Genomic DNA, 12,788 nt, shown 5'->3' with positions numbered 1-12,788 from the left:
GTGGAGAACCTGATCGCGCCGCTCGTCGCGGCGCCCCTGCTCGGAGCGGCCGTCCTGCTGTGCGGCGGCCGGCGCCTGGACCGGTACGGGCACTGGATCGGCACGCTGCTGGCCGCCGCCTCCTTCGTGGTCGGCGCGGTGCTCTTCGCCGACATGCTGGGCAGGGACGCCGGCGACCGGGCCCTGCACCAGCGGCTGTTCGCCTGGGTGCCGGTCGAGGGCTTCCAGGCGGACGTCGCCTTCCACCTGGACCAGCTGTCGATGACCTTCGTCCTGCTCATCACCGGCGTCGGCACGCTGATCCACGTCTACTCCATCGGGTACATGGAGCACGACGAGCGCCGCCGCCGCTTCTTCGGGTACCTCAACCTCTTCCTCGCGGCGATGCTGCTGCTCGTCCTCGCCGACAACTACCTGCTGCTGTACTTCGGCTGGGAGGGCGTGGGCCTCGCCTCGTACCTGCTGATCGGCTTCTGGCAGCACAAGCCGAGCGCGGCGACGGCCGCGAAAAAGGCGTTCCTGGTCAACCGCGTCGGCGACATCGGCCTGTCCGTGGCGATCATGCTGATGTTCACCACCTTCGGGACGTTCGCCTTCGAGCCGGTGCTCGGCGCGGCCGACGGGGCCTCCGAGGGCGTGCTGACGGCCATCGGGCTGATGCTGCTGCTTGCCGCGTGCGGCAAGTCCGCCCAGGTGCCGCTGCAGTCCTGGCTCGGCGACGCGATGGAGGGCCCGACCCCGGTGTCGGCGCTCATCCACGCGGCGACGATGGTGACGGCGGGCGTGTACCTGATCACCCGATCCGGCGCGATCTTCAACGCGGCGCCGGACGCGCAGCTCGCCGTGGTGGTGGTCGGCGCGGTCACGCTGCTGTTCGGTGCGATCGTCGGTTGCGCGAAGGACGACATCAAGAAGGCCCTCGCCGGCTCCACGATGTCCCAGATCGGCTACATGATCCTCGCCGCGGGCCTCGGCCCGGTCGGCTACGCCTTCGCGATCATGCACCTGGTGACGCACGGCTTCTTCAAGGCCGGGCTGTTCCTCGGCGCCGGCTCGGTCATGCACGGCATGAACGACGAGGTCGACATGCGCAGGTACGGCGGCCTGCGGACGTACATGCCCGTCACGTTCGCGACGTTCGGCCTGGGCTACCTGGCGATCATCGGCTTCCCCGGCCTGTCGGGCTTCTGGTCCAAGGACCGGATCATCGAGGCGGCGTTCGCCAAGGGCGGTACCGAGGGCTGGATCCTCGGCGCGGTCACCCTGCTCGGCGCCGGCCTCACCGCGTACTACATGACCCGCGTGATGATCATGACGTTCTTCGGGGAGAAGCGCTGGCGGCCCGCCCCCGACCCGGAGCGGACGGCGGACGTGGAGCCCGGCGCCGAGGCGGCGCCCGGTGAGATGCCGCACCCGCACGAGTCCCCGAAGTCCATGACCGTTCCGATGGTCCTGCTGGCCTTCGGATCGGTCTTCGCGGGCGGCCTGTTCTCGCTGAACGGCGCGTTCGTCGACTGGCTCACGCCGGTCACGGACTTCGAGCACGGCCACCCGCCGATCGGCGCCGGCGTCATCACGGCGGCGACGGTCGCCGTCCTACTGATCGGCGCCGGCACCGCGTACGCGCAGTACGGCCGCAGGCCGGTGCCCGCGGTCGCGCCGCGCGGCTCGCTGCTCACCCGGGCGGCCCGCCGCGACCTCCTTCAGGACGACGTCAACCACGTGGTCCTGGTGCGCGGCGGCGAACACCTCACCCGCTCGCTCGTCTACCTCGACCACTCCCTCGTCGACGGCGTCGTCAACGGCACGGCGGCGGCGATGGGCGGCCTCTCCGCCCGGATGCGCAAGCTGCAGAACGGCTTTGCCCGCTCCTATGCGGTCTCGATGTTCGGAGGTGCTGCGGTGCTGATCGCCGCGACCCTGCTGATGAGGGCGGTGTGACCGCGATGTCCTTTCCCCTCCTGACCGCCACGGCGGCGCTCCCGGCGATCGGCGCCATCGCCACCGCCGCCGTGCCCGCCGCCCGGCGCACCGCGGCCAAGTGGCTGGCGCTGCTGTTCTCGCTCGGCACGCTCGCCCTCGCCGCGGCCGTCCTGGTCCGCTTCGACCCGGCCGGCGACCGGTACCAGCTCACCGAGTCGCACGCCTGGATCGAGGACTTCGGCGTGCGGTACGAACTCGGCGTGGACGGCATCGGCGTGGCCCTGGTCGCGCTCACCGCCCTGCTGGTGCCGTTCGTCGTCCTCGCCGGGTGGCACGACGCCGACCCCTCCCCGAGCTCTCCGCCCCACCCGGGCGGGGAAGGCCCCGAGGGGGCCCCGTCGAAGCGGTGGCGGCCCACCCAGGGCTTCTTCGCGCTGATCCTCATGGTCGAGGCGATGGTGATCCTCTCCTTCGAGGCCACCGACGTCTTCCTCTTCTACATCCTCTTCGAGGCCATGCTCATCCCGATGTACTTCCTCATCGGCGGCTTCGGGGACCGCGCCCACGCGGGCGACGACGGGAAGGCGGCCGCCCAGCGGTCGTACGCCGCGGTGAAGTTCCTCCTCTACAACCTCGCCGGCGGGCTGATCATGCTCGCCGCCGTGATCGGCCTGTACGTCGCCGCGGGGAACTTCTCGCTCCCCGAGATCGCCGCCGCCCGCGCGAGCGGCGAACTCGACATGGCGACCGGCACGGAGCGGCTGCTGTTCCTCGGCTTCTTCCTCGCGTTCGCGGTGAAGGCCCCGCTGTGGCCGCTGCACACCTGGCTGCCCAACGCGATGGGGGAGGCCACGGCGCCCGTCGCGGTGCTCCTCACGGCCGTCGTCGACAAGGTCGGCACGTTCGCGATGCTCCGCTTCTGCCTCGGCCTGTTCCCCGAGGCGTCGAAGTGGGCCACCCCCGCGATCGTCATCCTGGCCCTGGTCAGCATCGTCTACGGGGCGCTGCTCGCGGTCGGCCAGCGGGACATCAAGCGCCTGATCGCGTACGCGTCGATCTCCCACTTCGGCTTCATCATCCTGGGGATCTTCGCGATGACCAGCCAGGGCCAGAGCGGCGCCACGCTCTACATGGTCAACCACGGCATCTCGACGGCCGCGCTGATGCTGGTCGCCGGGTTCCTGATCTCCCGGCGCGGCTCGCGCCTGATCGCGGACTACGGCGGCGTGCAGAAGGTCGCCCCGGTCCTGGCGGGCACCTTCCTCGTCGGCGGCCTGGCCACCCTCTCGCTGCCCGGCCTCGCGCCGTTCGTCAGCGAGTTCCTGGTCCTGGTCGGCACGTTCGCCCGGTACCCGGTCGCGGGCGTCGTCGCCACCACCGGCATCGTGCTCGCCGCGCTCTACACGCTGGTGCTGTACCAGCGGACGATGACCGGTCCGGTGAAGGAGGAGGTCCGGTCCATGCCCGATCTGAGGCCGCGCGAGCTGGCCGTGATCACGCCGCTGATCGCGCTGCTGCTCCTCCTCGGCGTCTACCCGAAGCCGCTCACCGAGATCGTCGACCCGGCGGTGCGGCACACCATGTCCGACGTCCAGCAGAAGGACCCCCGGCCCGATGTGGAGGCGGCCAAGTGAGCACCATGCACGTCCACGGCCTGTGGACGACGGCCGCCGAACCGCTCGGCGCGATCCCCGCCCCGAAGATCGAGTACGCCCAGCTCGCCCCGGTCCTCGTCGTGGTCGGCGCGGCGGTCCTCGGCGTCCTGGTGGAGGCCGTCGTCCCGCGCCGCGCCCGGTACCACGCGCAACTGCTCCTCAGCGCCGCGGCGCTCGCCGGCGCGTTCGCCGCGGTCGTCGGCCTCGCTCTGACCGGGCACGCCACGACGAGGGCGGGGATCTCCGCGATGGGCGCCGTCGCGGTGGACGGCCCCGCGCTGTTCCTCCAGGGCACGATCCTGCTGACCGCGCTCGTCGCGGTGTTCACCTTCGCCGAGCGGCGCCTCGACCCGGCCCGCCACGGCCACCGCGTCGACTCGTTCGCCGCCGAGGCCGCCGCCGTGCCGGGCGGCGACCACGAGAAGGCCGCGGTCAGGGCCGGGTTCACCACCACCGAGGTGTTCCCGCTGATGCTGTTCGCCGTCACGGGCATGCTCGTCTTCCCCGCCGCCAACGACCTGCTGACGCTCTTCATCGCGCTGGAGGTCCTCTCGCTGCCGCTGTACCTGCTGTGCGCCGTCGCCCGCCGCAAGCGGATGATGTCGCAGGAGGCCGCGGTCAAGTACTTCCTGCTCGGGGCGTTCGCCTCCGCGTTCCTGCTGTTCGGCGTCGCCCTGCTGTACGGCTACGCGGGCTCCGTCTCGTACGCCCGGATCGCGGACGTCGTGGAGGGCTCGGCCGGCACGGTCTCCCCGGCGCTCGCGGCGACCATGGGCGACGACGTGCTGCTGCTCCTCGGCTTCGCGCTGGTGATGGCGGGACTGCTGTTCAAGGTGGGCGCCGTGCCGTTCCACATGTGGACGCCGGACGTCTACCAGGGCGCCCCGACCCCGGTCACGGGCTTCATGGCGGCGGCCACCAAGGTCGCGGCGTTCGGTGCGATGCTGCGCCTGCTGTACGTGGTCCTGCCGGGGCTGCGCTGGGACTGGCGGCCCGTCATGTGGGGCGTCGCCATCGTCACGATGCTGGCCGGCGCGATCGTCGCGATCACGCAGACCGACATCAAGCGGCTCCTCGCCTACTCGTCGATCGCCCACGCGGGCTTCATCCTCGCCGGTGTCATCGCCGCGACGCCGTCCGGGGTGTCGTCCACCCTCTTCTACCTGGCGGCGTACTCCTTCGTGACCGTCGGCGCGTTCGCCGTGGTCACGCTGGTGCGGGACGCGGGCGGCGAGGCGACGCACCTGTCCAGGTGGGCGGGCCTGGGGCGGCGCTCGCCCCTGGTGGCGGCGGTGTTCGCGGTGTTCCTGCTGGCCCTCGCCGGGATTCCGCTGACGTCGGGCTTCTCCGGCAAGTTCGCCGTGTTCAAGGCGGCGGCCGAGGGCGGCGCGGGCGTGCTGGTGGTGGTGGGCGTCGTCGCGTCGGCGATCGCCGCGTTCTTCTACATCAGGGTCATCGTGCTGATGTTCTTCAGCGAGCCGCACCCGGAGGGCCCGACCGTGGCCGTGCCGTCGGCGCTGACGACGACGGCGATCGGCGTGGGCGTCGCGGCGACGCTGGTGCTGGGCGTCGCCCCCCAGTACTTCCTGGACCTCGCGGGCCAGGCGGGGGTGTTCGTCCGGTAGCCGCCCGCCCCGCAGGCGTACGGGGCGGGCACGGCACGGCCGGGCGGGTCGGGGTGGCGACCCGCCCGGCCGCGCCATGGGCGGGTCACCCCTTCGGGTGGTACCGAAGTGGTACCGGGGTGGTCCCGGGCGGTCCGCACCGGGGCCGTACCGGGGCCGTACCGGGGCTGCGCCGGGGCCGTACCGGCGTCGTACCGGGCGGCCGGCCGGGCACGGACCGGACCGCCGACCGGACCGCCGGCCGGGTCGAGCCGCCGGACGTGCGGGGCGCGGTGGACGCCGCGACCGGGGCGGCGGCGCCGGCCGTGCCGGGTGCCCGGCGCGGAGACGGCGACCGGGGACCCGGCACGTCCGCGCGGGCGGCCCGGCCCCCGGGGGTGCTCCCCGCAGGGGCGCGGCACCGCGGGACGGGCCGCGGATCAGCCCTCCGGGGCGCAGCGCACATCGGGGTTCCACTCGTGGAACATCCCCTTCGGGTTGGGCTTGTGGAGCCAGACGTGCAGGTCGTAGTGGACCTTCACGCCGTCCTCCACCCCGGCCGACGGCCCGAGGAAGGGCTGGCCGAACATCGTCGGCCGGTCGTCGTCGGTCGCCGGGTCCTGATCGGCGTCCTCGACGAACCACTCCACACCGACCAGCCGCAGCGTCCCGTCCTCGGCCTTCTCGTACATCAGGGCGGCGGGCTTCGCCGGATCGGTGGTGTTGTTGTACGCCTTGTTGACGTAGTGGTAGCCCATGCCGCCCTCGCCGGCGCGGGCGACGCAGCCCCGCAGCGGCAGGTAGCCGTCCTCGACGGCCCGTTCGACCCGGTGGTACTTCTGCGTCGCGCCGTACGCCGTCATCAGGTCGGCGAGCACGGCGGCGGGGGTGTCGCCGCCGGGGGCGGCCGCCGCGGGTGCCGGGCCCGTCAGGAGCGCCAGGGGGACCAGGGCGGCGACGGCGACGGCGGACAGGGGACCTCTCGGGTTCATGCGGTACTCCTCCTGGGACGGGACGCGGGTGCTTCCGGGCACCCGCCGGATCCGGGCGGGCCCCCCGCCCCGCCCCCAGCAGCATGTGCCGCGCCGCCGCCGCCCGCACCCGGGGTCGGCCACCGGGTGCGGGCGGCGGCGGCCCCCGGCGGCGACACCCCCGCCCGCACCCGGAAGGACGACCGTCCGCCGGCCCCGCCCGGGCGGGGAAGCCCNGNCGNNGANGGCGGGCCGCCGCGGCGTCCCCGCGGGGAGACGAGGGGCCCGGCACCCCGAACCGGGTGCCGGGCCCCTCGGGCGTGCGGCGGGTCAGACGGCGGGCGTGATCCGGCCGGTGACCTCGCCCAGGCCGACCTTCGCCCCGTCCGGGCCGGGCGCCCACGCGGTGAGCGTGACCTCGTCGCCGTCCTCCAGGAACGTCCGCTTCCCGGTGGACAGGTCGAGCGCGTCCCGCCCGTTCCAGGTCAGCTCCAGCAGGGAGCCGCGCTGGTGGGCCTCGGGCCCGCTGACCGTGCCGGAGCCGTACAGGTCGCCGGTGCGCAGCGACGCGCCGTTGACCGTCATGTGCGCCAGCTGCTGCGCGGCCGTCCAGTACATGGTGGAGAACGGCGGCTCGGCGACGACCTCGCCGTTGATCTTCACGGTGATGTGCAGCTCGTAGCCGCCCGGCTCGTCCTCGCCCGAGTCGTCGAGGTACGGCAGCAGCGGGAAGTCGCGGGCCGGGGGCTCCACGCGGGCCGCGTCCAGGGCCTCCAGCGGCGTCACCCACGCCGACACCGACGTGGCGAACGACTTGCCGAGGAACGGGCCCAGCGGCACGTACTCCCACGCCTGGATGTCGCGCGCCGACCAGTCGTTGAGGAGCGTCAGGCCGAAGACGTGCTCGCGGTAGTCGCCGAGCGCGACCGGGCGGCCGTGCTCCGACGGCGTGCCGACGACGAAGCCGACCTCCGCCTCGATGTCCAGCTTCGTGGACGGCCCGAAGACCGGCGCCGGGTCGGCCGGGGCCTTGCGCTGCCCGGAGGGGCGCACCACGTCGGTGCCGGAGACCACGACGGTGCCGGAGCGGCCGTGGTAACCGATCGGCAGGTGCTTCCAGTTGGGCGTGAGCGGCTCGCCGTCCGGGCGGAAGATGCGGCCCACGTTCGACGCGTGGTGCTCGCTCGCGTAGAAGTCGACGTAGTCGGCCACCTCGTACGGCAGGTGCAGCGTCACCGCGTCCAGCGGGTGCAGCAGCGGCTCGACGTCCGAGCGGTGCGCGGGCGACGTCAGCCACGCCGTCAGCGCCCGGCGCACGTCGCGCCACACCCTGCGCCCCGCGGCCATCAGCGGGTTGAGGGAGGGCTGGGCGAGCAGGCCGGCGTACGGCGAGCCGAGCGCGTGCGCCGCGGCCCCGGCGTCCAGGACGTGGTCGCCGATCCGCACGCCGACCCTGCGGCGGTCGGGCTCGGCGGCGGTCGAGAACACCCCGTACGGGAGGTTGTGCGGGCCGAAGGGGTCGCCTTCGGCCAGATCGAGCGGGCTCGGGGAGGGCTGCTCGGACATCGGTGCTTGCCTCGCTTTCCACGTGTGTAGGGGACACGTTACGGCCGGGGCGCGCGCTTCTCCCAGGCGCGGTGCGGAGAGGTTCCCGTCACCCCCTCCGTACGCCGGTCCCGCCGGGCCGGGAGCGCGCCGCCGCGGGTCCCGGGCGCCCGCCCGGTCCCGGGCCGCGCCGGGCGCCGCCGCCCGGCCCGCCCGCGGGTCCTCCGGAGCGGGTGGCGGGGAGGGGAGCCCGTATGGGTCCCCCCGTCGTGCTCTCGCGGTCCGGCAAAGGGGCTGGCGCCCCCACGGGCCCGGCACGACCGGCGCCCCACGGGACCTCCGGGTCCGGAGGCACCGCCCCCGCGACCCGGGAGGCGGTGCCTCCGGACCCGGAGGGAGCCGGCGCCGACGGCGGCGGGAGCCCCCCCCCACCCCTGCCGGGCGGGCCCGGGGTGCCTGCGGCGACCCCCTTCCACAGGCGGGTTTCGGCCATGTCCGGAGACCGCGGACATGACAGGGGTGGCGGGAAGGCGCCCACGGCGATCCAAACCGGACCGGATACGCTGACGTGAGTGAATCCAGCGACACACCGGCAATCCGTGTGATCGTCCGCAGACAGGAGACCCCCTCGTGACCGCAGTCGGGCCGTTCGGGCTGAGCGTGCGGGACCAGGCCCTCGAAGCCGATGTCCAGACCGGGCTGGCGGCCGTCGAGGCCGGGCTGCTCGACGCCACCAAGAGCGACGTGCCGTTCATCACGGAGGCGGCGCAGCACCTGGTGCGGGCGGGCGGCAAGCGGTTCCGGCCACTCCTGGTGATGCTCGCCGCGCAGTTCGGCGACCCGCACGCGCCCGGCGTCGTCCCCGCGGCCGTGGTGGTCGAGCTCACCCACCTGGCCACGCTGTACCACGACGACGTGATGGACGAGGCGCTCGTGCGGCGCGGGGTGGACAGCGCCAACACGCGCTGGGGCAACTCGGTCGCCGTCCTCACGGGCGACTTCCTCTTCTCGCGCGCCTCGCACGTCCTGGCGGACCTCGGCCCCGAGGCGGTGCGCGTCCAGGCGGAGGCGTTCGAGCGGCTGGTCACGGGGCAGATCCTGGAGACCGCGGGGCCCCGGGACGGGAGCGACCCGGTCGAGCACTACCTGGACGTCATCGCCGGCAAGACCGGCTCGCTGGTCGCCGTCTCCGGCCGGTTCGGCGCGATGATGGCGGGTGCCGGGGACCGGTTCACGGAGGTCCTGACGCAGTACGGCGAGCGGCTGGGCGTGGCGTTCCAGCTGGCCGACGACGTCCTGGACATCGCCTCGGACTCCCACGAGTCCGGCAAGACGCCGGGCACCGACCTGCGCGAGGGCATCGCCACCCTGCCGGTCCTCCACCTGCGCGCGCTGGCGGAGCGGAACGGCCGGGCCGAGGACGTGGAGCTGGTCCGGCTCCTCGAAGGCGACCTGACGGACGACGCGAGGCACGCCGAGGTGCTGCGCCGGCTGCGCGTCCACCCCGCGCTGGAGATGGCCCGCCGCGACACGGTCCGGTACGCGCACGAGGCGCGGGCGATGCTGGCCCCGCTGCCGGACGGGTACGCGAAGGCCGCGCTCGCCGAGCTGTGCGACCTCGTGGTGCACCGGGCGCGCTGAACCGGGTGCGCCCGCCCGCGCGGTACGGGGACGGGGCGCGGATGCGGGTCCCCCGGCGCGTACGGGAAGGCCCCGGGCGCGCGGGACCTTCCCGCGGACGTGCCGGCCCGTCCGTGCGCGCACCGGACGAACCTCCGGGCGTACGGGGCCCCTTGCGGGTGCGGGGCGTGCGGGACCTCCTGGGGGAGGACCCTGAGACGGGGTCATCCCGGAGAGGTACGCCGGGTTGATCCCGTGGTCTGACGCTTTCGCGCCGCCGGTTCGGTGGAATGGGAACACCAGACCACGGAGGTAGCGCAGACATGGCACCGAACGACAGCGACGCACAGACCCCGCGACCCGCGCGCCGGACAGTGGCGCGGTACGCGGTCCCGGTCGCGGTGGCGGGAGTGGCGGCGGCGACCATCGGGCTCGTCCCGGCGCTCGCCGCCTCCGGCGACCCGGACCTGCCGGAGATCACCGCGCAGGAACTCGTCGAGAGGATCGCCGCTTCGGACACCCAGCGGCTGTCCGGCACGCTGAAGGCCACCACGGACCTGGGCCTGCCGTCCCTCGCCGGGCTCGGCGACCTGATGGGCGGGGACCCCGCCGAGGCGAAGTCCGCCGAGGAGCAGCTGATGCGGCTCGCGTCCGGCACGCACACGCTGGAGGTCGCGGCGGACGGCCCGGACCGGCAGCGGCTGACCGTCCGGGACGGCGGCGGCGAGTACACCCTCGTGCGCAACGGCGGCCAGGCGTGGGCGTACGACAGCCGGTCCGGCGAGGTCCGCCACGAGAAGGGCCTGGACGAGGGCCGCGGCGCGGACGGCCGGGACGCCGGCGGCGCCGACCGGCCCCCGGTCACGCCGAAGGAGCTCGCGGCCCGGATGCTGGCGGCGGCCGAGGGGACGACCTCGGTCACCGTCGAGGGCACGGCGCGGGTCGCCGGGCGCGACGCCTACCAGCTGGTCGTGAAGCCCGAGCAGAGCGGTTCCACCATCGGTTCGGTGAAGGTCGCGGTCGACGCGGAGAAGGGCGTGCCGCTGAAGTTCACGCTCACGCCGAGCGGCGGCGGCGCCGCGGCGGTCGACGTCGGCTTCACCCGGGTCGACTTCGGCAAGCCGGACGCGTCGGCGTTCACGTTCACGCCCCCGAAGGGCGCCGAGGTCGTCGAGGGGGACGGGCCGGCCGCCGGACCGGAGGCGAAGGACCGCGAGGCGCTGGAGAAGAAGCTCGAGGGCCTGGAGGGCGGGGGCGGCGAGCCGGCCCGCAACGTCCTGGGCGAGGGCTGGACCACGGTCGTCGAGCTGGCCGGGCCGGGCGGCGGCGTCCCGGCGGACGCGTCCCGGGGGACCGGGGCCGGCGAGGCCGGGGCCGAGGAGATGCCCGCCCAGGCGCAGCAGTTCCTGGACGGTCTGGGCAAGCGGGTCACCGGCGAGTTCGGGTCCGGCATGGTCTTCAAGACCCGCCTGGTCAACGCCCTGATGACGGACGACGGCACGGTGTACGTCGGTGCCGTCACCGAGAAGGTCCTGGTGGCGGCGGCCGAGAAGGCCGCGGGGTAGCCCGTACGGCAGGAAGCGGGCCGGGGCCCGTCGCATGGACGCGACGGACCCCGGCCCGGAGCCGCCTTCGGCCCGGGGGGCCGGGGCCGGACGGCTCAGAAGGTCAGCGAGAAGCTGTTGATGTAGCCGGTGTCGTACCGCGACACGTCCTGGACGCGCAGCTTCCAGACGCCGTTCGCGGTCTCGCTCGACGCGTCGACGGTGTAGGTCTCCTTGACGTTGTCGGCCGAGTCGCCGCTGCTGGCGTTCTTCAGCCGGTACGCGGTGCCGTCCGGGGCGACCAGGTCGACGACCAGGTCGCCGCGCCAGGTGTGGACGATGTCCACGCCCACCTTCAGCGCGGAGGACGCGTTGCCGGTGCGGTCGCCGACGGTGACGGAGGAGGTGACGGCGGTGCCGCCGTCCGGGATCGCCACGTCGGTGGTGTTCTGGTACGTGCCGCCGGTCGGCGGCTCGCCCGTCCCGGCGGACAGGGTCCACACGGCGTGCGCGAGGGCGTCGCTGTTGCGGTCCAGCGCCGTTTCGTTGAGGTTGGCCATCGTGTCGCAGGACGAGTGGTAGCAGCGGTCGAAGGGCTGCCCCGCCGTGCCGCCCCACCTCTGTGCCTGCGTGGTGGTCTTCGTCCGGCTGGCGCCGGTGAACACGCCGCCGACGGGGATGCCGACGTTCTTGAACGGAGCGTGGTCGGAACGCCCGTCGCCCTCGGTGTCGGCCTCCGTGATGATGCCGATGCCGGCGTAGTAGTCCTTGAAGGTCTTCTCGATGACCGGGTCGTCGTCGTAGACGAAGTAGCCCGCGTTGGACGAGGCGATCATGTCGAAGTTGATGTAGCCGCTGACCTTGGAGCGCTCGGTGGTCGGCAGGTTCGCCACGTAGTGCTTCGAGCCGACGAGGCCCAGCTCCTCGGCACCCCACCAGGCGAACCGCAGGTGCTTGGTGGGCTTGAGCCCGGCGCGGGACACGGCGAGCGCGGTCTCCAGGACCGCGGCGGAACCGGAGCCGTTGTCGTTGATGCCGGGCCCGGAGGAGACGGAGTCCAGGTGGGCGCCGGCCATGAGGACCTGGTTGGTGTCGCCGCCCGGCCAGTCGGCGATCAGGTTGTAGCCGGTGGCGCCGTTGTACGTGAACGACTGGACGGTGGTGACGAAGCCGGCGGCGTCGAGCTTGGCCTTCACGTAGTCGATGGACGCCTTGTAGCCGGGGCGGCCGTGGGCGCGGTTGCCGCCGTTGGCGGTGGCGATCGACTGGAGCTGGGTGAGGTGCCCCTTGACGCTGGTCAGCGAGATGTCCGGCGCGGCGGTCGCGCCGACGGACGCCGTGCGGGCCTGGGTGGGGGCGGCGGNNGNNNNGGTGGCGGCGGGAGCGGTCGTGGCGAGCAGGCCCGCGAGGGCGAGGGCGGCGACCGCGGCGGTGCGTCTGGGCATGGGGGACGCGAGGGACGTCATGTGGGGGGCTCCGGATTCCGTGTGGGGATGGGGATGGTGACGGAACGTGCGGGACGCCTTGCGACGGCGGTGTCGCGGCGCGGGGGAGCTGTGGTGCGTGACCGGTGTGCTCGGTGTTCCGAGCCCAGCCGGGCGGCCCCGTCGTGCGGGATTGAATGTACAGCGACAATTCATTCGCGCGTCAAGGGTTTGTTCCGGTCATCGGAGTCCGCATACCGGACGGATCGGGGGCACTGTGCGCAGAACTCCCGCCTTTCCCGTGCCTCGTGACGGGTCGTCGGACGATCGGACCACGCGTTTCATGCGGCACCGGAGCCCCGCCGGTGTCCTGCCGGGCGGCCCTTGCGATCCGGCTCCGGCGGGCCCGCTCGTACGGCGGGGCGGGCAGGACGGGCGGGNCNGCCGGAGNCGNATNNCCGNNNTACNNTNTTGTCNTGATGCTTAAGTTGGATCCGAGATT

The 12,788-nt window shown here is 73.6% G+C and carries 7 protein-coding genes and 1 pseudogene; 5 read left to right on the top strand and 3 right to left on the bottom strand.

Features of this window, described 5'->3' with window-relative positions:
• The 3 genes from nuoL to nuoN are packed head-to-tail and all read left to right on the top strand — an operon-like array spanning window position 1 to window position 5,203.
• Window positions 1-1,941, top strand: coding sequence for an NADH-quinone oxidoreductase subunit L (gene nuoL, locus MW084_RS05505; protein WP_010470893.1), 1,941 nt, complete (start codon window positions 1-3; stop codon window positions 1,939-1,941).
• Between the two features lie 5 nt (window positions 1,942-1,946).
• Window positions 1,947-3,557 (top strand): NADH-quinone oxidoreductase subunit M, encoded by a 1,611-nt coding sequence (locus tag MW084_RS05500; RefSeq protein ID WP_010470894.1) that lies wholly within the window; start codon window positions 1,947-1,949, stop codon window positions 3,555-3,557.
• On the top strand, window positions 3,554-5,203 hold the full coding sequence (gene nuoN, locus MW084_RS05495; protein WP_010470895.1) for an NADH-quinone oxidoreductase subunit NuoN: 1,650 nt from the start codon (window positions 3,554-3,556) through the stop codon (window positions 5,201-5,203). The genes MW084_RS05500 and nuoN overlap by 4 nt, the downstream gene beginning before the upstream one ends.
• 419 nt (window positions 5,204-5,622) lie before the next feature.
• On the opposite strand, the gene MW084_RS05490 is transcribed toward nuoN, so the two are convergent.
• On the bottom strand, window positions 5,623-6,174 hold the full coding sequence (locus tag MW084_RS05490) for a hypothetical protein (RefSeq protein ID WP_029553522.1): 552 nt from the start codon (window positions 6,172-6,174) through the stop codon (window positions 5,623-5,625).
• A 309-nt stretch (window positions 6,175-6,483) separates the two neighbouring features.
• Complete coding sequence (gene fahA / locus MW084_RS05485; RefSeq protein WP_010476451.1) at window positions 6,484-7,719, bottom strand: fumarylacetoacetase; 1,236 nt, start codon at window positions 7,717-7,719, stop codon at window positions 6,484-6,486.
• 609 nt (window positions 7,720-8,328) lie between these two features.
• Here fahA and MW084_RS05480 point away from each other — a divergent pair.
• Both MW084_RS05480 and MW084_RS05475 read left to right on the top strand, forming a co-directional pair.
• Window positions 8,329-9,339, top strand: a complete 1,011-nt coding sequence (locus tag MW084_RS05480; protein ID WP_010476449.1) for a polyprenyl synthetase family protein — start codon at window positions 8,329-8,331, stop codon at window positions 9,337-9,339.
• Between the two features lie 302 nt (window positions 9,340-9,641).
• Complete coding sequence (locus tag MW084_RS05475; RefSeq protein WP_010476447.1) at window positions 9,642-10,883, top strand: LolA family protein; 1,242 nt, start codon at window positions 9,642-9,644, stop codon at window positions 10,881-10,883.
• Between the two features lie 95 nt (window positions 10,884-10,978).
• Here the strand turns inward: MW084_RS05475 and MW084_RS05470 are convergent.
• Window positions 10,979-12,225, bottom strand: a pseudogene (locus MW084_RS05470) (M28 family metallopeptidase); the annotation flags it as partial.
• Between the last annotated feature and the right edge of the window lie 563 nt (window positions 12,226-12,788).

The organism is Streptomyces sudanensis (assembly GCF_023614315.1).
Taxonomy (GTDB): Bacteria; Actinomycetota; Actinomycetes; order Streptomycetales; family Streptomycetaceae; genus Streptomyces; species Streptomyces sudanensis.
Note: the sequence above shows the minus strand (reverse complement) of the source record. Positions and strands in the feature narration are given on the sequence as shown.

Excerpts from the sequence above, each read along its gene's own strand:
- MW084_RS05490 (WP_029553522.1), bottom strand. The coding sequence starts at position 6,174 with ATGAACCCGAGAGGTCCCCTGTCCGCCGTCGCCGTCGCCGCCCTGGTC.
- MW084_RS05500 (WP_010470894.1), top strand. The coding sequence starts at position 1,947 with ATGTCCTTTCCCCTCCTGACCGCCACGGCGGCGCTCCCGGCGATCGGC.
- fahA (WP_010476451.1), bottom strand. The coding sequence starts at position 7,719 with ATGTCCGAGCAGCCCTCCCCGAGCCCGCTCGATCTGGCCGAAGGCGAC.
- MW084_RS05475 (WP_010476447.1), top strand. The coding sequence starts at position 9,642 with ATGGCACCGAACGACAGCGACGCACAGACCCCGCGACCCGCGCGCCGG.